The organism is Bifidobacterium catenulatum DSM 16992 = JCM 1194 = LMG 11043 (assembly GCF_001025195.1).
GTDB classification, from domain to species: domain Bacteria; phylum Actinomycetota; class Actinomycetes; order Actinomycetales; family Bifidobacteriaceae; genus Bifidobacterium; species Bifidobacterium catenulatum.
Genome location: NZ_AP012325.1, coordinates 1482663 through 1503473, shown reverse-complemented (window position 1 = coordinate 1503473; position 20811 = coordinate 1482663). Strand labels below are relative to the sequence as shown.

The window sequence follows — 20811 nt, the reverse complement described above, 5'->3', positions numbered from 1 at the left end:
GCGAATAATCAATAAAAATGGAGTGGAGAAGATATCAATGAACGAAGCTGCACTGCCTCAGTCGACGGTCCATATCGCCCAAGCTGATCCGGACGGGATTCTGCTGGTGATTCACGCGGGTGCCGGCAATCGTGGCAAAAAGGATACGCCAGAACGTCGTGCCCAGGTGGAGCAGGATTTGAACAGGGCTCTTGAAGCTGGCTATGCGTTGCTGGAGCAGGGGGCTCCGGCGGAGGATGCCGTGTGCGCGGCTATCCGTGTCATGGAGGATGCTCCGGAGTTCAACGCTGGCCGTGGTGCTGCGCTGACAAGCGAAGGCATCGTATCCATGGATTCCTGCCTGATGACCGGTATCGATGGCGAGGTTGGTTCCGCATGTGGTCTGACCACGTCTAAGAATCCGATCAACGTAGCGCGTGCCATCAAGGAAAAGACTAAGCATGTCATGTTTGCCAAGCCTGGTAATGATTTGCTTAAGGAGTGGGGAATCGAACTGTGCGACAGTGATTATTTCATCACTCCGGCACGTCAGGAATCCTTGCGCGAGGCGCAATCCAACGGCGACGAGTGGGAGAAGCATGGCACCATCGGCGCTGTCGCCCGTGACTCGTCCGGCAACATCGCTGCCGGCACCTCCACCGGTGGCATCACCAACCAGATGCCGGGACGTGTCGGCGATTCGCCTCTGCCGGGCTGTGGTACCTATGCTAACAACGATTCCGTCGCGATCTCCTGCACCGGCATCGGTGAGGCGTTCGTCAAGGAAGTCGCTGCGCATCAGGTTTCCGATCGTGTTCTGTACGCCAAGGAGGAGCCAATCGAGGCCGCGAAGGCGGCGCTGGATGGTGTCGCCCGTCATCATGGCGATGGCGGTATGATCGTCGTTCCGGCTCATGGTGAAGGCGCAATGGTGTTCAATAGCGAGATGATGAACTGCGGTTGGAAGTCTCCGAAGGGCAGCTACGTGCAGAGTTGATGCTGTAGTGGCAAACCGGCAAAACAGGCCACAAAAGTAAGTGGGGTTCGAATCCATGAAGGATTCGAACCCCACTTACTTTAGCTCCCTATATGGCCGGCGAATCGTTCGTCCACCGGCCGGAAACATCACTTAGTGATGGTGTTGTAGGTAGGCAGATTGGTGTAATCGAACGATACGTTCTTCACGTTCGTCGCGGACGCGGCGGCGACGTTGTCGTTCCACAGCGGAATCACCGGAAGATCCTTGGCCAGCACTTCCTGCGCCTTGGTGAAGTCCTCGGTTCGCTTCTTTACGTCGGTCTGGGCAAGTGCAGCGTTCAGGAGCTCGTCGAATTCCGCGCTCTTGTAATCACCATCGTTCGAACCATGACCGTCAGCGGAGCTGGAGGCATATAGCGGATTGAGATAATCTTCAGCGGACGGGTAATCCAGCATCCAGCCAGCACGGAACGCGGTTTTGATGGTGCGGTTGGTCACCTGGTTACGCACGTCGCTGAACGTGGCGTACGGCTCGCCAGCGGCGTCGATGTCGAGCGTGTTCTTGATCTGGTTGCACACGGCATCGACCCATTCCTTATGGCCGCCATCGGCATTATAGGCGATTCGGAAGTTGCCGGACCATGGCTTGATGGCATTGGCTTTCTTCCAGAGTTCCTTGGCCTTGGAAGCGTTGTATTTCAGGTTGCCGCCGTTCTGCTCCAGTTCCTTCACATATTCGGGGACGAGCGGTGAAGTGAAATCGGTGGCCGGGGTCTTCGTGTTGTTGTAAACCTTCTTGACGACCTGGTCGCGGTTGATGGCCATGGAAATGGCCTGACGACGCAACTGGCCTTCTTCGTCGTTGCCGAAATGCTCAAGACGTTCCGGAATGACGAAGGACTGGAATGAGGATCCTGCCTGGCTGTAGGCGATCACGCCGGAATCCTGACGGAAGGTCTTCACCGCGGACTGTGGAATCTGATCCATCACGTCGAGGTTGCCGGACAGCACGTCGGAGTAAGCGGAATCCTCATTCGTATAGACGCGGTATTCGATGCCTTTGTTGGATACCTTGCGGCTGCCCTTATAATCCTTGTTTGGTACGATGATGATGTTCTTGTCGTGGGACCAGGACTTGAACTTGTACGGACCATTGCCAATCGGAGCCTGACCGAACTTCTTGATGTCCTTAAATGCCACGCTTGGCAGCGGGAACATGGATTGGTGCGCGAGCTTGGTCGGGAATACGGAATCAGGCTTGTTCAGCTCGACGACCAGCGTGTAGTCGTCCGGGGTGGAAAGACCGGAAAGTGTGGCCTTCGGATCGACGTTCGGATCCTGCAGCTCGTCATATCCCTTGATGGTGGAGAATCGGCTTGCGGTCTTCTGCGCGTTCTTCACATTGGCGGCGAAACTCCAGGTGTCGGCGAAGGAATGGGCGGTTACTGCCTCGCCGTTGGTGAACTTCCAGCCTTCCTTCAACTTGATCGTGTACTTGGTGGCGTCCTCGTTCGGGGTGATACTCTCGGCGACTTCGAGATGTTGCTTGCCTTTTGCATCGAAGCTCACCAGACCTTCGAACAGGTATCGAATAACTTTGCCGCCGCCCATTTCATTGGTGTCGCTTGGAATTAGACCGTTCTGCGGTTCGCTGTTGTTCACTGAAATCAGTGAGGTGCTATCGGAACCGTTGGAGGCTGTGTCATCGCCGGACGACGAGCCGCATGCGGCGATCGACGTCAGCATGGCACCCGCCGCGGCCATGGCCAGCAGGCGACGGAACGCGTTGTTCTTCATTTCATTCTCCTTTAATGTCAACATTTCCGTCGATTATGTCGACGAAAAACAATAGGACACAATATAGGAGTTTTATAAAATTTTCGCGTTATGTCTCAATTTGGACATGAACCGCTCGCAGGTAATGGATACGGACGCCATCCTCAACTTTTTAGGAATGCGGGAATGGCCTCGGCTGCCGCATAGCCCGCGCGGTACATGCATTCCAAACCTTCGAACGACTTGCTCAACGTGTTCAGGCCGTACAGGCTTTCCGGCGCGAGGATGAGCACGCGGCCGTCCTGCTCGCATTCCTTGGCCAGCGCCACTTCGTCGTTGTACGTCTGATAACGGTTGAGCAGTTTTTGCGGGTTTCAATTGGCTTCGCGCGGTCTATCGGAACATTCGCGATCAGCGACCAAGCAGTGATTGCGCTAATTGCGCGATTTGCGCGGAAGTGTCGGAATTGGCCAGCTCGATGCCACCTTCCGCGTCTTCCGGAGAGAGCTTGCCCAACGATTCAAGCACCACGCCAAGATGGCGCACGGTGCCTTCGTTGCCGTCGATGATTGCCGCTGTGTCGGGCAGCAGTTCGCGGAAATAGTCGCGATAGAACACGAAATGCGTGCATCCGAGCACGACGGAGTCGATTGTTGACAGATCGTATTGGTCGAAATACTGGTGCAGCGTGTGCATCACAACATCGTGATCGTCGAGTTGGCCGTGCTCGACGATCTCCACCAAACCGGGGCAGGGTTCCGGAAAGATCGTATGGTCTGTTTTGAAACGATCCATCAGCACGGCGAACTTGCGTTCCCGCAACGTCAGGGGAGTAGCTGCGACGATGACACGCTGACGATTGCCATGGCCTCGATCGCATGCCACCTTCAGCGCTGGTTCCATGCCGATGATCGGAATGTCGTATTTGTCGCGCAATTCGTTGGCTGCAGCGGAAGTGGCGGTATTGCAAGCGATGACAACCGCTTTCACTCCTTGCTCCACGAAACGTTTCACAATGGCGTCGGACAGCTTGCGTACCTGTTCAGGTGATTTGGTTCCGTACGGAGCGTTCGCGGAATCGCCAAAATACAGCACGCGTTCGTTCGGCATATCGCGGCGGATTTCGCGCGCCACGGAAATCCCGCCCAAACCGGAATCGAAAACGCCGATTGGTGCCGTTGAAGTCATACGTCCTCCCTTGTTCCGCACGCAAACATACTGCAACATAACGCACACGTGTTGCGTCTAACTCCTTCAATAGCCTACCGCGTGTAGAGTGAATCGGTATGAGCATTCCAAGCATTGTTTACAAAGCACACGCCACCGGCAACGATTTCGTGGTGTATCTAGATGCCGAAGGCACGTACGAGCCTACCGCCGATGAAGTGCGATTCCTGTGCGACCGTCATTTCGGTATCGGTGGCGACGGTTTGATCCGCCTTACACATCCGCAGGCGGTGTCCGATTTGAACGACAAGCAGATTGCTGTTTGTGCTGTTGGCAATGCGGATTGGTTCATGGACTACCGCAACGCGGACGGCTCGTTGGCTGAGATGTGCGGCAACGGCACGCGTGCGATCACCCTGTTCGCGCAACGGCAGGGTATTGCCGGTCAGCCGGGCGGTGAACCGTTCCGTCTCGGCACCCGTGCCGGTGTGAAGGTTCTGACTTCGCTTGGCGATGTGCCGGCTCTTGGCAATGACGTGTTCCAGGTTGAGATGGGTTCATGGAAGTGTGGCGATTTTGATGGATACGAAGTGACGATTCCCGGCACGGCCGGTTCCGCACGCGGCACGTTCGTGGACATGGGCAATCCGCACGTGGTCGCCGTTATCGAAGACGCGTTCTCCAGCCTGCCGACCGTGGAACAGCTTGACCTGGTGACCAAGCCGGTCGTCTCACCCCAGATCGAAAGCGATCAGAACGTTGAATTCGTGCGCATCGACGAACAAAGCGAAGGCGACAACGAGGGCAGCGCCACCATGCGCGTCAATGAACGCGGCTGCGGTGAGACATTGTCGTGCGGCACGGGCCTGTGCGCCACCGCCATCACTCTGCGTGCCAAAACAGGCATCGACCATTGGACAATCACCGTGCGTGGCGGTACTTTGCGCGTCGACGTGACCGACGACGATGTGAAACTCACCGGATCGGCCACTATCGTCGGGAAGATCGAACTGCTGTGAGTTGCGCATGCGGTTCGTGCGGAACTCGCGCATGAACCGCATATGCGAAACTGAAATCCACGAATACGTAGCATAAAGAAAGAAGTCGGCTGTTTTCAGTCGGCTTCTTCTGTAAGCAAGCGAATCCTTACTGCTGATTGAACGTGACCTAACGTCAGCTGAACAGCATCGGGCCATCCTTGACGAGAATGATCACGATCAATGCCACAATCCATACGGCATCGACCATTAGATCGTAATTAAGACGGTAGTAAGTGCGCACGCCCGCACCTTTGGCCGGAATCTCCTGAACCACCGCCGTGGCATGAGACAACGCCATGAACTGCACGGTGGTGGAGAACATCAGGCATAGGCACCACGGGCATAGCGCGTTGATTACAAACAGCGACTGCGAGGTCAGCCAATACGAATAAGCCAGCGCGGCCAGTCCACCCAGCCATGTGCACAACGCAAACCAGCGAGGCACGGCAACCTTCGTCAGGCCGATCACTGCGATCGTTACGAACACTGATTCCGCGGCGATGCCGAAGAACGCATTCGGGAAACTCAAACCGGCGAACCTCACAATCTCAGCCTGCCACGATTCTGCAACCGTGGAACACGACATCACGGCATTCACATCACAGCTGAGCTTCTGACCGGGATTACGAGCCAATTTCAGTGTCTCTGCGGAAAGCACGAACGATACGACCAGCGCGACCGCCGAAGCGGCCAGCATGATCAGATACGTCCAAGTGGCGCCGTGACGCCAGCCGCGCGGCTTTGTATAAGCATCGTCGAGAGTGGCGTCGGCAACCAGTTCGCCGGGAAAATCGCTCATCATGCATCCTTGAATCAAAATACAAACGTTGTCATCGCCTAGTTTACGCGGTATTGTGCCGCGTTGCGGCGAAGAACGGCTTACGATGGGTACATGATTCGCGTAGGTACTGCGGCACCGCCCGCTGAAGGTTGGGACATTCACTGCCATACCGTTTTTTCTGACGGTACGGAAACGCCGTGTACGTTGCTGAAAGAGGCACGATCATTGCGATTGCATGGTGTTGCGATTGCCGATCATGATACGACCTCCGGCTGGCAGGATGCGTTGGATGCTTCGCGGCAGATTGGATTGCCGTTGTTACGCGGTACGGAAATCACTGCCGTCGATGAGAACGTATCCGTGCATATGCTCGCGTTTCAATACGATCCGCTGAATGCCGATATCAGCGAGATGTTCGCGTCTACTCGCGATGCGAGATTGCGGCGCACCAAACGCATGGTGGAACTGATGGCGCAGGATTTTCCGATTACATGGGATGACGTGCTTGCACAGGTGCGTGAAGGCAAGCGTACCACGATCGGCCGGCCGCATATCGCCGACGCATTGGTGGCGGCTGGTGTGTATGAAACACGATCCGACGCGTTTTCCGACGCGGTGAGCGCAACATCGAAATATTACATTCCCACGCCATCACCGACCACGCATGATGTGGTGGCCGCGGTCAAGGGTGCGGGCGGGGTGGTGGTGATCGCCCACGCCGGAGACCCTCGACGCAATCGGACATTACTGACCGACCGGCAAATTGAATCTCTCATCACCGAAGGTTTGGATGGTTTGGAAGTATGGCATCGTGGCAATCCGCCAGAACAACGCGAACGGCTGCTCACCATTGCGCGCCGGCACGACCTGCTGGTGACTGGCGGATCCGATTGGCATGGTAAAGGCAAACCGAATGCGCTGGGGGAGAACCTCACCGATGACGAAACGGTTCAAGAAATCATCAATCGAGGCGTTCTCTTGAGCAAATAATCGTCGAAGGAGAAAATAAAAAACCGACACGCAATCATCGATGCGTAATTGCGATATGAAACCAGGAACGAGTTGATCTCTCAAAATGGAAAAGCCAGGCGCGAACGTCTGGCTTTTCTTGCTACGTCGAAAACGTGTGTTTCAGCTCGAAGCTGAAATCTGGTGAAGCGAACGGGTCAGAGGTTGCCGAAACCTACAGCGTGCTTAGTTTCGGAACCGATGATGGCGTAGCCAAGCGAGCCTGCCGGCACCACGATGCGACGACCCTTGTCGTCCGTCAGATTGATGGTCTTGCCGTTCTCCACGGCGTTGGCGATGGCCGCGTTGACCTCATCGGCGCTTTGTTCGGTGCTGAAGGTGACGGTGCGGGCCACATTCTGAATGCCGAGTTCAATATCCATGGATGCTCCTTCGTAATAATGTGCAATGCATGCGCACGTGTATGTACGGGTATGTGCGCCTATTCTACGCGTGGCTTCTCATCGGTGGCGTCTTCCGTCTCCCATCGATTAATCTGCGCCTGCGCTTTCTGCATGGTCGCCTCATCTCGCTCCAACAGAGGAATGAGTACGGTCGCGGCCTCGCTGTGCGATGCGGGAATCGATTCCTCATTCGTATCGTCGTTGCCGTCGGCCGTTTCCAGCCTGCTGATTACCATGGTGGAACTTGACGGCATGGATTCGTGCCGTTCTTTTGCGGAACGTTCCGGAATGAAAGTGCTGACCGAGGTCGCCTCACGCTCATTCGTACTGTCTGACGGTGCTTGTGATTGCTGGGTTCCGGCCGGTACAAACGCTTCCGTCGCATCGTTGACGATTTTCTTCGTCTTGCGGACCGGCTGGGAGTCGGTCGCGTCGAAATCGCCGGTTACGTCGAAATCTCCAGTGGAATCATCCATATTCACAGCATCGATATGACGTTCACCGGTCGTGTCGGAATCATTCTGCTGCGCGGCCGCGTTACGGCGACGCTCCGATTCGTTCAGCAACGTGCCTACGGTGATTGTGCTCGGCGGGCGCTGGGGACGATCCTTGGCTTCCTGCTTCGATTTGGTTTGTGCGCGATTCTTCGCCGTGGTGACACCCAACTGGTGTGCCAAACGTTCCACCTGCGCCTTGAATTGCATAATCTTGGCGTTGTCCGCCTTGTTCAAAGCGGAAATGAAATCGCCGACCTGTTCCATCTGCAGCCACAGATTGGCGCGCAGCATAATCAGATCATCCAAACGGTTGCCCAACATGCGACCATATGCGGAAAGCAGAGCGTTACGGTGATTCTCATCAAGTTTGGCGAAAATCCAAGCCAAATCGCGGGCAGGATCGTTTACCTGCATGTCCTGCCAATTCGTGACCGCGGTGATGGACGAACCGGAGAACAGTAAATCGCCGTCACGCAATCCGCCGTGCACTGGGCAAGTGGAGAACGACCATAGTCCGTCGGTCTCAAGAATATTCGCCCAACTGGTGGTGATCTCCTGCGGAACATGCCCGGCTTGGCACAACCGTTTGATCCAGGCGGTCAGCTGTGCGCGAATCTGGCCGGTGGCAAACGTCGGATAGCCCGCTTCCTGCAAGAAGTCGGGGCGAAGGCGATGAATCGCCCCCAAAGCGGTGCCTACGCTGGAACAATCATCCAAAGTCAGCAGCTCCAGCGGCCGCGCCTGACCCACATGATGGATGGCTACGAGCACGGACGTGTCTCCAGTGGAGGAATGCTTCAAATCGCCGTTGGAAAAAGCCACTATGCGATCGACGGCAAAACCTAATCCGCCTAATTCGCGGGCGTGCGCGAGCGTCTGCGCAGCGCGCACGCGACCGGCAAGACGTTTACGGCCTTCAGGTGTGTTGGATGCGAACACGTCATACAGTTTGCCTGCCGCATCCTGAACCACGGCATGGTCTACTCCATACCCTTCGTCGGTCGGATTGGTCTGTTCGCTGGCGCGCGCGCCGGCAATGGCGGCATTGGGCATTGTCGCGCTGGTCAGGGCAGCCATCATAAATTCGCTTCGTTCGGTCACAGTTCCAACCTTAATACACAGTAGGGGCGAAGTGGCGCCGACTTGCCCGTAAAACTGCTGGCCAACCGCCAGTAAATCGACGTTGCATCATATTGCGCCGTCATGACGGGCATATTGGGTGCAGCCAGGCAAGACATGCAATGACATCTCATGAAAACGCATGCGCCGATAACGGCAATCTGCCACAATGGAACGCATGAGTGCAACAGTGGAAGAAATTCTCGACGGATTAGATGATGCGCAACGGGCTGCCGCAACGGCAGTGGACGGTCCGGTGCGCATCATCGCGGGCGCGGGCGCTGGCAAAACGCGAACCGTAACCCGCAGAATCGCTTATGCGTGCGCAACCAAAGCATGGAATCCACGAAGCACGATGGCGGTCACGTTCTCCGTCAAGGCGGCGGCGGAAATGCGCAGCCGACTGTCGAAGCTTGATGTCGCAGCTGACGTCAAAGCCGCGACCTTCCACTCCGCGGCCCTCCACCAGCTTCGCCAGATTTGGCCGGACGTGTGCGAAGGGCCTATGCCATTCATCTGTCGAAATCCGCGGGAACTGGTGGAGCGTTCGCTGCGTCGCGTCACCACCTTTCAGGTGGATGACGACACCATACGCAACTTGCAGACGGAAATCAACTGGTGCAAAATCTCGCTGATCTCGCCGGAAGATTACGCGCGCGTTTGCGCGGCAATGCATCGTCAACCGCCTTCAGGTCTTGAACCAAGCCAATTCGTAGACGTATACAAAGCGTATGAAGCGGAAAAAACAAATCGCAACGAAATCGATTTCGACGATATTCTGCTGATTGTATGCCATTTGATGGAAAGCGATGAAGACGTAGCCTCAGCCATCCGCTCCAATATCGCATGGCTCACCGTCGACGAATATCAGGACGTTTCGCCACTGCAACACCGCTTGCTCACCCGATGGCTCGGCTCAAACCGCAATATCTGCGTGGTAGGAGATCCCGCACAAACCATTTACTCGTTCGCAGGCGCAAGCAGTTACAGTCTGCTCAATTTCGCTTCGGAATTCGGTCCGCTCACCGCAGACATCAACCTCAACAACGACTACCGTTCCACGCCGCAGATCGTCAACTATGCCAATCGTGTGCTTGCGGCATCGCCGCAACGGGCCGATTATCTGAAGCTCAGCTCTGAAAGGAGCAAAGGGCGAAGGGTTGCGGAAACCATATACGGCAGTGATTGGGAAGAGGCACAAGGCGTAGCGGCACGTATTCGCAAACTGGTGGATGCGGGGGAGTCGTCGGCCGATTGCGCGATTCTCACCAGAGTCAACGCACAGCAGAAAATCCTGTGCAAGGCATTGGGCGAACAGCATCTAAGATACCGCGTGCGCAGGGATAGCGGATGGCAGAATTCCGCGCTTTCCGACGATGCACAAACCAGATTGGCCATGTTGGAAGCATTGGGCGTCGGCGCGGATTTGAGCGGCGTGACCATTTCCACCATCCACGCGTCCAAAGGCTTGGAATTCAAACACGTATTTCTCATCGGCTGTTCGGAAGGGCTCATACCGTATGGAGCCCCGCAGGAGGGCGAAGTGCTTGAAGAGGAGCGCAGACTCATGTATGTGGCTGTGACGCGCGCTGAGGACACGCTTGACGTTTCATATGCGCGCACCCGTGAAGGCAATGAGGGCGAAAGGGCACGACGGGTGTCACGCTTCTTCCGCTGATACTGCTAACGGAATAGCGTGATTATTCGGCGTCAGTTTCGTTGTTGCTGCCAGATTCTGCGGAATCGTCAGAGTCGCTGCCATTGGTATCGGATTCGCCGCCCTTGTGCTCTTCTTCGTCAAGCAGCTTGCTGAGTTCGGCATCCCAATCGATGGTCATGCCATCGGCATCGCCAAGGGGTTGTGGTGCCGTGCCGGTTGCGTTGGAAGCGGCGAACGTCGTATTTTCCGTGTTTTCCGATGATCCGTTGTTCTGCGATTGTGAGGCGTTGCCATCGTCATCATTCGGCAGTTGCGGCAGCAGGTCGGGATGCGACCATTTCGCGTCTCGTGCCTGTGCGCCTTCCGTAGCGCAGATGTTATCCCACAATGCGGCCGCTTCACGCATACGCTTCGGGCGTAATTGCAAGCCGATCAGGCTTTCGAAGGTGCGTTCCGCAGGGCCTCCGATGGCGCGCTCGCGGCGGAGCATCTCACGAAGCTGTTCGATATGCGGAATATGGGCCATGCCGGCGCGCCACACTACGGTGTCTACCCAGCCCTCGACCAAGGCGAGCAGATTCTCCAGCGATTTCATGGCCTGCTGTTGTTCAGGCGTGTCGGGGAACGCCACCTTGGTGATGTTCACTGCGTCGGCCATGGAATCCGGATCGACGGACTGCGCATCGCGGATCTGCTCCTCCATGGCGTCCAAATCGATGCTGGTGCCACGGGCATACTTGCCCAACAGCGCTTCGAAGCGTGGCATCAGCCACGGCACGGAAGCATACAGGCGCGAATGGGCGAGCTCCTGCAATGCAAGATAGCTCATTACCTCGGTCACGTCGATTTCCAAGGATTTGGCGTATTCGACGATGTTCTGTACGATCAGGCCGCCAGCCGGATTCTTCAGCAGCGAAATACCTTGGTCGAAACTGCCGCGCACCTCATGCGACAGATCACCGGCAGCGCGTCCCAGCTGCATGGCAAACGACGTGTTGCCGACGAAACGCATCAGCTTTGCCGGATCCTTCATATCATCAGGAATCGGAATCTGCACCGGACCAGCGAAAATGCCGGAAACTTCCGTATGAAACTCCGAATCTCCAAAGCGCTGAGACAAAATCGAAGCCAGTGCGTCGCTCATCGACTCGGCTATGGGAGATGCGAACTGCGCCCAGGAATCGATACAGCCTTCCACCCATCCAGCGCGGGTGAGCACCTGCGTCTCGCCCTGTGCGGGATTGAACTCGCAGGCGGTATCGAGCCACAGATTCGCCTCGCTGATGGCACGGCGGGCCATCTCTCCGTATTCCGCGCTCACGCTGGTTTCAGATCCCTCGCCATTGGCCTGCTGCAATGCCAATGATTTCGCCAATTTGACGTTGATTGGACCTTCTTCGGTAATGTGCTGAATGTCTCCGAAAGTGTTGAGTCCGCCCGCGGTGAACGCCTGCATCATAGACCTGACTTCAGCCGGTTTGGGAAGCTTGCTTACATCCTGACTCATCAGCTGGTCGCGCAACTCTTCCGGCATATTGGAAAACTGGTTCCATGCCATCTCGCCTTGAATTGGTCCGAAACAATCGATAAACCATTGGCGGATCGCGTTCTCGTCCATGCCGGCCCTGCCTTTTCCTAAGCGTTTTTTCAAGTTTGGTTGGTTCCATACTATGCTATGGGAGGTATGCCCAAGATGAAGGAAACACGACGAATTTACGGCAAAAACACACGTAACGGTGCTCCGGGACGTGTCAAACGATGGCTGATAAACGCGGAAGGTTGGCTGTCCGCGCGTTCATGGCGTTATCTTGCAGGGCCGGTAGTGGCGGTACTGTGCGTATTGGTGTTGATTATGCCCAGCGCATATGTGGTGCAGATGCCCGGTCCGACGCAGAATGTGCTCGGGGAGGTTTCCGGCAAGCAGGTCGTCGCCGTTTCCGGTGTGAAAACGTATAAGGATTCAGGCCAGCTGCTGTTGGTCACGGTCAATGCTTCAGGTGTGCCAGGATACCCGGTGTCGAACGCGCAGGCATTGGTGGCGTGGGCCGATTCGAAATCCACGGTGATACCTCAGGAGGCGGTGGTTCCTGTTGGGCAGACCGCAGAGGAATACAAGGATTCCAGCGACAAGGAGATGACGTCATCGCAGGATTCTGCCACCGCGGCGGCGAAAAAGTTCCTGGAAGAGCATGGTTATGACGTGTCCGGCATGAAGGTGTCCATGCATGTGGATGACATTGGCGGACCGTCGGCGGGCATGATGTACACGCTTGGTCTGATCGACAAGGTGACTGGTGAAAAACTTTCCGGGGGTAAGATCATTGCGGGAACGGGCACGATGAACGACAAAGGTGAAGTCGGTGAAATCGGAGGCATCCGTTTGAAGATGCTAGGAGCGAAACGCGATGGCGCAACCTGGTTCCTCGCCCCGGAATCCAATTGTTCCAGCGTTGTGGGACATATTCCGGAAGGCTTGAACGTGGTGAAGGTGTCCACTTTGCAGGAGGCGTACGATGCGCTGATCGCCATCCGAGACGGCAAGGGTGCATCCTTGCCGCAATGCTCCGCGGAAGAGTGACGCATTCTTAACGCATATATAAAAACAATCTCGCAAAGTGGGCAATTCTACGGTTCGTAACGTATATGTTCGAGCAGTGTTGGTATATTGACGAACGTGAATCAAACGGCATCTGATAACGCTGAAGAATTCGGTTTCCACGCCGGCGACCTGGTACAGGAATGGCTGTGGGACGATGATGTGGACGACTCGATCCGCGCCAAGATCGAGGATCTGACCGGTGAGGAGCTGGTCGACGAGGACTATGATTCCGCCGTTGATGGCGTGATTATCTGGTGGCGCGACGGCGATGACGAAGACGAATTGTCTGACACCATCGTCGATGCGTATGCGGTCCTTGGAGACGATGGTCCATTGTGGGTGCTCACCCCGAAGCCGGGACGTCCGGGCGCGGCAAGTTCAAGCACCGTACAGTCCGCCGCGAAGACTGCCGGCATGAATGCAGCCACGCCGCTGACCGTCAGTGGTGACTGGAACGGCATCCATCTGCGCGCATTCGGTAAAGGCCGCTGATCGTATTCGTTTTGCCCGCCTCGCGGCATGCATGGCCAAGGTCGGGCGCTCATATAAAGGCTTGGAATCACACGATTCCAAGCCTTTTTTACTTGCGAAAGCGGTCGAAGAAGATGTTTCCATGAAATTGTCTATATTGAATTGGTAAGCGTTGACGGAGGCTTTGGCAAAACCTTGACAAAAGTCATGACTTTGCTGACGTGCACGCGAGACAATTGGGAATATCAGAAGAGCCGGAACGGCTTATCTTCTGCGGAAACAAAAGGTGGGCGATAAGGGACTCGAACCCCTGACATCCACCGTGTAAAGGTGGCGCTCTAACCAACTGAGCTAATCGCCCGCAAAGCTCTACTGTACAGTATTCGTTGCCAGCGACAGTCTCAACGTGTGTCGCGTTGCCAGGTAAGAGGTTCCTCCCATGGAGCATGCGTGAAAAAAACGGTGCGATTTGAGTGTCGATTCACTGATTTTTCTACACGAAAAAGGCAAGCGTCGAATCAATCACGTAAAGTAGTTGCGTTGAGTAGTGCAGTAGGAGGTCGATAGCCAATGGCGCAGGAACCTGAATCCGAGAGAAACGCATCGGGGGTCGCTCGTACTTCGAAGCGCAAGTGGGGGTACGATTCCGAACAGGTGGACGCTTTTCTTGAGCGTGCGCACATGCTATACGAAGGTGAGGGAGCGCAACTCACCCAGCATGATATTCAAAATGTTTCTTTCGATTTGGTCAAGGGCGGTTACGTGATCGCTCAGGTAGACGCGGCCCTTGCCCGGCTGGAGCGTGCCGTGGTAGATAAGCAGACCACATGGGAGATTTCGCAGCATGGACGCGTGGCGTGGAAGGCACAGACCGAAACCCTGTTCAGTCAGCTTGACGCTCACTCCAAACGTGAGCACGGCGAACGTTTCAAGCCGGGAGAAGGCAAAGACCCGAGCTATGACCGCAAGCAGGTGGATCGCATCGTCGATCAGTGCCTGACGAAGGCCGCTGGCGAACTCGGCGTGGAGGAAGTGTCGGAAGACGATGCCGAGAAGCTCGTCGATCTGAACTCCCAGACCGTGGCGAATGTGATCTTCACCCAACGCAAGGGCAAGCGCGGCTATGACGAGCGTCAGGTGGATTATTACCTGAACGAATGCGTGCAGCTGCTGACCAGACTCGAATCCTATGCGCGTGTGGCCGACTTCGTGGGCGAGCCCTCCGAAAGCGCGATGGCCGCAGTAAATCCGTCCGCAACCAGTCTGGCATCCCAAGAGACGCAGGTGGTCTCGCCGCTATTCGCCGTTCCAGCCGTTTCCGCAGAACCTATTGCGCAGCCCGCTCAGGTTCAAAACAGCACTGACTCCTTCGACGCTTTGAATAAGGCGGAACGTGAAATTTTTACCACGCCTGCAACGTCCCCGGTGAGCATTCCGGCCGCGCAGACCGCTGCGCCGACGCATGCTCCTGTGGTTCCGCCTGTGTTCCAGCCAACCATCAGCACCCCGCCGGCTCCGGTAACTCCGGCAGCTCCTGTAACGCCGGAACCTCAGGCTGCTCCGGTTGCTCCAGCAGCTCCGGAACAGTCGTTGGCACACCTGTTCAAAGCGTCCAATGCGGTTGCCGAGGAGCCATCTTCCGCAGGAACGGAAACCGAAGCGTTCAATCCGCTTTCCGATGATGACACGCCGAGCTATGATGCTCCGTCCGCGCCTGCGGCTCCTGTGATTCCAGACACTCCGGTCGTGCATCAGCCAGAAGAGTCTCACGGCATCAACATCGCTCCTGATTCTTCGTTGGCTGCCTTGGCGCAGATGGCTCAGAACATCGACGCTCCCAATCCGGTCGAAGACACGTTTACCCCGCGCATGCCAAGCCTGTCGACGCCGAACCTTCCGCAGGTTAATACCGAATCGATCAATCTCGGAACCTTGCCGACCGTCCCGCCCTCCTTCACACCGGAACCAGCAACCTCCGCAGATCACTCGACAACGGCAACTCCCGTTGAATCGGCGAAGCCGACAGTGGAAGAGAAGAAGAACGAAACCAAGCCGGCAACCAATCCGATGTTCGGACCGACCAACAGCAATCTGGATGTCGACATTCCCGACCTGTCGTTCCCCTCTTTTGACTAAGCAATCGCATTGAACAGGCTGGCGTGACCGTCAGCCTGTTTTCACGTTCACATGAGCAAACAAAAATAATACGGAGCACACGCATAACCCATGCAAACCTCAACCGTAGTCATTCTCGGATCCACCGGATCCATCGGCACCCAAGGCCTTGACGTCATCTCCCGCCATCTTGACCGCTTCGACGTGGTCGGACTTGCCGCAGGTGGCTCCCACGTGGAACTTCTGGCCCAGCAGGCGGCACGATTCCATGTCTCAAAAGTCGCTGTTTTCAAAGAAAGTGCGGCAAAAGCACTACGTGAGGCATTAGAACAAGCCGGCGCAGGCAATGTGGAAATCACAGCCGGACCAGAGGCTGTGGTCGCCATGGCCGGATCCGGAGCCGACGTGGTATTGAACGGCATCACCGGATCCATTGGACTTGAACCTTCCATCGCGGCGCTGCAGGCAGGATCGCAGTTGGCACTCGCCAACAAGGAATCCGTAGTGGCCGGTGGGCATTTGCTGTTCGACGCGCAAGTGCGTGCCCAGCAGATCAATCCGGTCGATTCCGAACATTCCGCCATCTGGCAGTCGTTGCGTTCAGGCACGCACGGTGAAGTGTCGAAGCTGGTTGTCACCGCTTCGGGCGGGCCGTTCCGCGGTTGGAAACGCGAGCAGATGACCGATATCACACCGGAACAGGCGTTGAACCACCCCACTTGGAATATGGGTCCGGTGGTGACCATCAACTCGTCCACACTGATGAACAAGGGACTTGAAGTCATTGAGGCGAGTCGTCTGTTCGACATGCCTCCGAGCCGCATTGACGTGACCGTGCATCCGCAGTCTATCGTGCACTCCATGGTGGAATTCCGCGACGGTGCCACCATTGCGCAGGCTTCGCCGCCTGATATGCGCCTGCCGATCGCGCTTGGACTGTCCGCTCCGGAACGACTTGGCAATATCGCGGTGGCATGCGATTGGACAAAAGCCGCGACTTGGACGTTCGAACCGCTCGACGATGAGGCGTTCCCCGCGGTGAGCTTGGCTCGACACTGCCTGGAAGCTTCCGAAAAGCATACGGCCGTGTTGAACGCTGCCAACGAGCAGGCTGTCCATGCCTTCCTTGAACATCGTCTGCCATATCTCGGCATCGTCGATACCGTCAGAGAAGTGTTGGACGAAATGGACGCGGAGCTGCGTGGCAATCCGCTCTTCGCTTCCGTGGAGGAAATGAGCCAACTCGAGCTGGAAGCTCGCCATCGTGCCGACAACCTGATAAACAAGTAACGGAAAACGAAACAAGACAAACAGACGAAACGTGAGTGACACAAGGCTCCCTGTGTTGGGAGCCTTGTTATTGCAAGGATTTGACGTATGCCAGAAATCGAAAAGCCGTTCCGTAAAACCGGTGAGGCAGCCATCAGCGAAAGCCCATTGCATCCGCGCCGCAAGTCCCACCGCATCATGGTCGGACCGGTACCGGTAGGTGGGGGAGCCCCAATTTCGGTGCAATCCATGACCAACACGCTGACCGCCAATGTGCCCGCAACATTGCAGCAGATCGCCGAACTGACCGCAGCCGGATGCGACATCGTGCGCGTGGCCGTGCCAAGCCAGGATGATGCCGACGCACTGCCGGAAATCGTGAAGAAATCGCCGATTCCGGTAATCGCCGATATTCATTTTCAAAGCAAATACGTGTTTCAGGCTATTGATGCGGGCTGTGCCGCGGTGCGCGTGAATCCGGGCAACATTCGCAAATTCGATGAGGTTGGTCCCTCCATCTGCAAGGCCGCCACTGATGCGGGCATTTCGTTACGCATCGGCGTGAACGCGGGCTCGCTCGATAAGGAACTGTATGCGAAATATGGCGGCCCGACGCCGGAAGCGTTGGTTGCGTCTGCCATGAAGGAAGCGCGCATGTTTGAAGACGTCGGCTTCCATGATTTCAAGATTTCCGTCAAACATCATGATGTGATCACTATGGTGGAGACGTACCGTCTGCTCGCGTCCAAAGGCGATTGGCCGCTGCATCTCGGCGTTACCGAGGCGGGTCCCGCATGGCAGGGTACGATCAAAAGCTGTCTTGCATTTGGTGCGCTGCTGGCTGAAGGTATTGGAGATACGATTCGTGTTTCACTGTCCGCACCGCCCGTCGAAGAAGTGAAAGTCGGCTGCAAACTGCTGGAATACATGGGATTGCGCCCGCGTAAGTTTGATATTATATCCTGCCCGAGCTGCGGCCGTTCCCAGGTTGACGTGATTCAGCTGGCTAATGCCGTGACCGAAGGATTGAAGGACGTGACCGCGCCGATTCGTGTGGCCGTGATGGGTTGTATCGTGAACGGTCCAGGTGAGGCACGCGAAGCCGATCTGGGTGTGGCATCCGGCAACGGCAAGGGGCAGATTTTCATCAAGGGCAAGGTTATTCAGACCGTTCCCGAAGATCAGATTGTGGAAACGTTGCTGGCCAAAGCGCAGGAAATTGCCGCACAGATGGAAGCGGACGGGCAAGTGCCAGTCAATGCCACCGGCCCTGTAGTGGTGCCGGTGACACAGGGTAATTGCTGATTCGTTGAGTGCTGATTCGTTGGTTACAGGCGGTCGATTACAGATTGTGATCGACCGCCTGCTGATTTTCGCTGGCTGTTGATTGTCATTTCAGCTGGGGCCGGTACAATGAACGGCGTGTCAGATCAGGAACGTCAGTCAGTCATGTCCAGCGGGGAAATCCAATCCAGCCAGTGGACGAGAAGCAAACGACTGATGGTCAGTCTGCCCATTTTTATCATATTGTTGGGCATTCTGGTATCGGTATCCAATCTGACGGCATCATCATGGAATTACGAGCCGACCGGGCAAACCATCGAAACGTTGGCTTCCGACACGTCCGTGACCTTCGACAATCCTTCGGGCAAAACCCCTGCCGAACAAGGTGATTACGAAGTGACGCAACGATATGTCACCATCGATGCCAAACAACCGTCAACTGGTGAAATCCAACATATCAAAGTGCTGATCCGTGAGCCGAAAGGCGCAGGAAATAGTCGGCCTGGCGTGGTGTTCATGCATGGAGCAGGCTATGGCACATGCGACAACTCCTTCGGAGACATGGCGCTTGCGCTCTCATCCGCGGGTTTCGTGACGGCCGTGCCTGACAAGCCGGTGTGGTCCACCAACGATGCGACTCGTGACTATCCAGGCTCCGCAGCCATCTACGATCAGGTCATCAACATGTTGCGTGATTTCGACAACGTTGACGCTTCGAATGTTGGCATTTACGCGACTTCCGAAAGCACATGGATTTCCTCATACCTGCTTGGGCGAGATCCTGATGTGGCGTTCCAAGTGCTGTTGAGCCCAATGGTGTATTCGCCACGATATTCGTTGGGATTCCTTGCAGCGCAGGATTTCGCGCTGGTCGGAGCGCATGATGGATACCAGTCCATTGTGCGTCGCGCGTTCAACATCGATGCGGAATTGTTCGGCCTGACCAATCTCGACCTCGACACGTTGAATCCTCAAGCCTATTCCATTCCCACGCTTGTGGCGTACGGCACCAAAGATGTGATGACAGCGCAGGTGGAAGGCACGGAGAAAATCATCGATATGGCGCATAAGGCGGGCAATTGGGACGTGACCGTGCGCACATATCCGATCGCCAACCATGTGCTCCGGCTCGGCGACGAGTCCAACAACGGCACTCCGTTCGCCGATGCCTACGTGGATGATGTGATCAGTTGGGCCGTCGGTACCACGCAAGGACTGGAACAGACCAGCGAACGTGTAGCCGGCACCAACCTGTACCAGTCGATCGCGGTTCCATCGGAATTGCGGGCGAATAGTGGGCTGACCATCTATCTGGTGGTGTTGCATGCCAGCATGGTGCTGTTGCTACTGGTGATCGGCGTACTGTGGTTGATTGTATTCGTACGTAAGATTTGGGCGCGTGCGCATCGACGTCGATATGTGTTGGGGCTGAGACCTGTGTTCAAAAACGCGTTGATTACGCTTGCCGTTGCCACCATGGCCACTTTTGTGCTGTTTGGTGCAGGATTGGGCGAAGTGGTTATGGGCGTGGTCAAGCTAGCGTGGGGTGGCGCTCCCGCCGAGAATCCAGGCATGATGTATTGGAGTTGGCCGGTTATCCAAATGGTGTGCGTTGTTGTGGTGTGGGCGTGGTCCCGCGTGTTCATGCGTCTTATCGAGGAGGCGACGAATCGTGGTCTTGCACAATGGCCACCGCGTAAGGGGGTTATAGGCGCGATTGTGAGTGGTCGCCAGCCGGTGCTCGCGTCGACGCGATTCGGACGTGTGATGTTTTGGATTACGGCGGTCACCATGCTGTATGTGCTGTTGGTATTCGCGTTCTGGGGATTGTTTATTTACTGATATCGCGGGAGAGTGCGGCTGGCGCGAGAATGTGCGGAAAGTATAGATAGTTCCGTTGGGAAAACAAGGCGAGGCGAAGGAGATGTGTGAATGCCGTTGTATCAGGACGAGGGCGTGGTCTTGCGCACCGTCAAACTTGGCGAAGCTGATCGTATCGTCACTTTGCTGACACGCGACCATGGCAAAATCCGTGCCGTCGCCAAAGGCGTGCGCCGAACCAAATCGCGTTTCGGAGGTCGTTTGGAGCCTTTCATGCGTGTCTCGTTGCTTATTGCGGAGGGACGTTCGCTTGATGTGATTTCCCAAGCCGAGTCGGTGTCGGCGTATGCGAGAGGCATCTGCACCGATTTCAAGGCGTATACCGCAGCGAATGTGATTTGCGAAACCGCTGACAAGCTGGTGGTGACGGAGCATGAGCGTTCCGTGGCGCAGTATCGGCTGGTGTTGGGAGCATTGAATGCTCTTTCCAAGCATGCGCATGAGGCTGCTGTGATTGGCGATTCCTACGTGATGCGTGCTCTTGCGATCGCTGGTTGGACGCCGCGTTTGCGTGCCTGCGTGGTGTGCGGGGATCCGATTTCTGCTGATCGTACATGGTTTTTCTCGATTTCCGCGGGCGGACTGATGTGTTCGACCGATCATATTCGTGAATCGTTTGACGTTTCGTGGAATGCGATCTGCCAGTTGCAGGCGCTTGTAGATGGCGATTGGGGAGAGCTGGACGGCACGGCGTTGTTTTCGGAAACCCGCCAAATGGTGGAAAAATGGGGCGAATACTATTTGGAACGTCCGATTCGTTCCATGCGCTTGCTAGATTAGCGG

At 56.1% G+C, this 20811-nt stretch carries 17 protein-coding genes, 1 tRNA gene and 1 pseudogene; 11 read left to right on the top strand and 8 right to left on the bottom strand.

Going from position 1 to position 20811, the window contains the following annotated elements; translation table 11 throughout:
* Window positions 1–37 precede the first annotated feature (37 nt).
* The gene (locus BBCT_RS06420; RefSeq protein ID WP_003834208.1) at window positions 38–976 is read left to right on the top strand and encodes an isoaspartyl peptidase/L-asparaginase family protein; all 939 of its coding nucleotides are present in this window, start codon (window positions 38–40) and stop codon (window positions 974–976) included.
* Window positions 977–1104: 128 nt separating this feature from the next.
* On the opposite strand, the gene BBCT_RS06415 is transcribed toward BBCT_RS06420, so the two are convergent.
* The 3 genes and pseudogenes from BBCT_RS06415 to murI all read right to left on the bottom strand — a co-directional run bounded on the left by BBCT_RS06415 (window position 1105) and on the right by murI (window position 3921).
* Entirely contained in the window at window positions 1105–2754 is a 1650-nt protein-coding gene (locus tag BBCT_RS06415) for a peptide ABC transporter substrate-binding protein (protein WP_407921701.1), read from the bottom strand.
* 143 nt (window positions 2755–2897) lie between these two features.
* Window positions 2898–3101, bottom strand: a pseudogene (locus tag BBCT_RS08910) (DUF6363 domain-containing protein); the annotation flags it as partial.
* Window positions 3102–3144: 43 nt separating this feature from the next.
* A complete protein-coding gene (gene murI / locus BBCT_RS06410) occupies window positions 3145–3921 on the bottom strand; it encodes a glutamate racemase (protein WP_033512504.1) in 777 nt (258 codons plus the stop codon).
* A 98-nt stretch (window positions 3922–4019) separates the two neighbouring features.
* Here murI and dapF point away from each other — a divergent pair, with 98 nt between their 5' ends.
* Window positions 4020–4919 carry a diaminopimelate epimerase gene (dapF, locus tag BBCT_RS06405; RefSeq protein WP_003834216.1) on the top strand — a complete coding sequence of 300 codons (900 nt, stop codon included), beginning with the start codon at window positions 4020–4022 and terminating at the stop codon, window positions 4917–4919.
* A 154-nt stretch (window positions 4920–5073) separates the two neighbouring features.
* Here dapF and BBCT_RS06400 read toward each other — a convergent pair whose 3' ends face one another.
* Window positions 5074–5739 carry a vitamin K epoxide reductase family protein gene (locus tag BBCT_RS06400; protein ID WP_162014318.1) on the bottom strand — a complete coding sequence of 222 codons (666 nt, stop codon included), beginning with the start codon at window positions 5737–5739 and terminating at the stop codon, window positions 5074–5076.
* 93 nt (window positions 5740–5832) lie between these two features.
* Here BBCT_RS06400 and BBCT_RS06395 point away from each other — a divergent pair, with 93 nt between their 5' ends.
* Window positions 5833–6711 (top strand): PHP domain-containing protein, encoded by an 879-nt coding sequence (locus BBCT_RS06395; protein WP_003834219.1) that lies wholly within the window; start codon window positions 5833–5835, stop codon window positions 6709–6711.
* Window positions 6712–6887: 176 nt separating this feature from the next.
* Here BBCT_RS06395 and BBCT_RS06390 read toward each other — a convergent pair whose 3' ends face one another.
* Together BBCT_RS06390 and BBCT_RS06385 are read right to left on the bottom strand one after the other, a co-directional pair.
* Window positions 6888–7112, bottom strand: a complete 225-nt coding sequence (locus BBCT_RS06390) for a DUF3107 domain-containing protein (RefSeq protein WP_003834221.1) — start codon at window positions 7110–7112, stop codon at window positions 6888–6890.
* A 59-nt stretch (window positions 7113–7171) separates the two neighbouring features.
* Window positions 7172–8710: a phosphotransferase gene (locus tag BBCT_RS06385; RefSeq protein WP_003834224.1), complete on the bottom strand. Its 1539-nt coding sequence runs from the start codon at window positions 8708–8710 to the stop codon at window positions 7172–7174.
* Window positions 8711–8927: 217 nt separating this feature from the next.
* On the opposite strand from BBCT_RS06385, the gene BBCT_RS06380 reads away from it, so the two are divergent.
* Window positions 8928–10427, top strand: a complete 1500-nt coding sequence (locus BBCT_RS06380) for an ATP-dependent helicase (RefSeq protein ID WP_407921700.1) — start codon at window positions 8928–8930, stop codon at window positions 10425–10427.
* A 22-nt stretch (window positions 10428–10449) separates the two neighbouring features.
* On the opposite strand, the gene BBCT_RS06375 is transcribed toward BBCT_RS06380, so the two are convergent.
* Window positions 10450–12027, bottom strand: coding sequence for a zinc-dependent metalloprotease (locus tag BBCT_RS06375; protein WP_003834229.1), 1578 nt, complete (start codon window positions 12025–12027; stop codon window positions 10450–10452).
* A 57-nt stretch (window positions 12028–12084) separates the two neighbouring features.
* On the opposite strand from BBCT_RS06375, the gene BBCT_RS06370 reads away from it, so the two are divergent.
* Both BBCT_RS06370 and BBCT_RS06365 read left to right on the top strand, forming a co-directional pair.
* Window positions 12085–12987: a YlbL family protein gene (locus BBCT_RS06370; protein ID WP_003834231.1), complete on the top strand. Its 903-nt coding sequence runs from the start codon at window positions 12085–12087 to the stop codon at window positions 12985–12987.
* A gap of 87 nt (window positions 12988–13074) precedes the next feature.
* On the top strand, window positions 13075–13500 hold the full coding sequence (locus BBCT_RS06365; RefSeq protein ID WP_003834234.1) for a DUF3052 domain-containing protein: 426 nt from the start codon (window positions 13075–13077) through the stop codon (window positions 13498–13500).
* A gap of 266 nt (window positions 13501–13766) precedes the next feature.
* Here BBCT_RS06365 and BBCT_RS06360 read toward each other — a convergent pair.
* Window positions 13767–13840, bottom strand: a tRNA-Val gene (locus BBCT_RS06360).
* 209 nt (window positions 13841–14049) lie between these two features.
* Here BBCT_RS06360 and BBCT_RS06355 point away from each other — a divergent pair.
* The 5 genes from BBCT_RS06355 to recO all read left to right on the top strand — a co-directional run bounded on the left by BBCT_RS06355 (window position 14050) and on the right by recO (window position 20808).
* The gene (locus BBCT_RS06355; RefSeq protein ID WP_003834235.1) at window positions 14050–15615 is read left to right on the top strand and encodes a DivIVA domain-containing protein; all 1566 of its coding nucleotides are present in this window, start codon (window positions 14050–14052) and stop codon (window positions 15613–15615) included.
* A gap of 90 nt (window positions 15616–15705) precedes the next feature.
* Window positions 15706–16884, top strand: a complete 1179-nt coding sequence (dxr, locus tag BBCT_RS06350) for a 1-deoxy-D-xylulose-5-phosphate reductoisomerase (RefSeq protein ID WP_003834237.1) — start codon at window positions 15706–15708, stop codon at window positions 16882–16884.
* Between the two features lie 87 nt (window positions 16885–16971).
* On the top strand, window positions 16972–18168 hold the full coding sequence (ispG, locus tag BBCT_RS06345; RefSeq protein ID WP_003834239.1) for a flavodoxin-dependent (E)-4-hydroxy-3-methylbut-2-enyl-diphosphate synthase: 1197 nt from the start codon (window positions 16972–16974) through the stop codon (window positions 18166–18168).
* Window positions 18169–18276: 108 nt separating this feature from the next.
* Window positions 18277–19989: an alpha/beta hydrolase family protein gene (locus BBCT_RS06340; RefSeq protein ID WP_003834241.1), complete on the top strand. Its 1713-nt coding sequence runs from the start codon at window positions 18277–18279 to the stop codon at window positions 19987–19989.
* 90 nt (window positions 19990–20079) lie between these two features.
* Entirely contained in the window at window positions 20080–20808 is a 729-nt protein-coding gene (gene recO, locus BBCT_RS06335) for a DNA repair protein RecO (protein ID WP_003834243.1), read from the top strand.
* The last annotated feature ends 3 nt before the right edge of the window (window positions 20809–20811 follow it).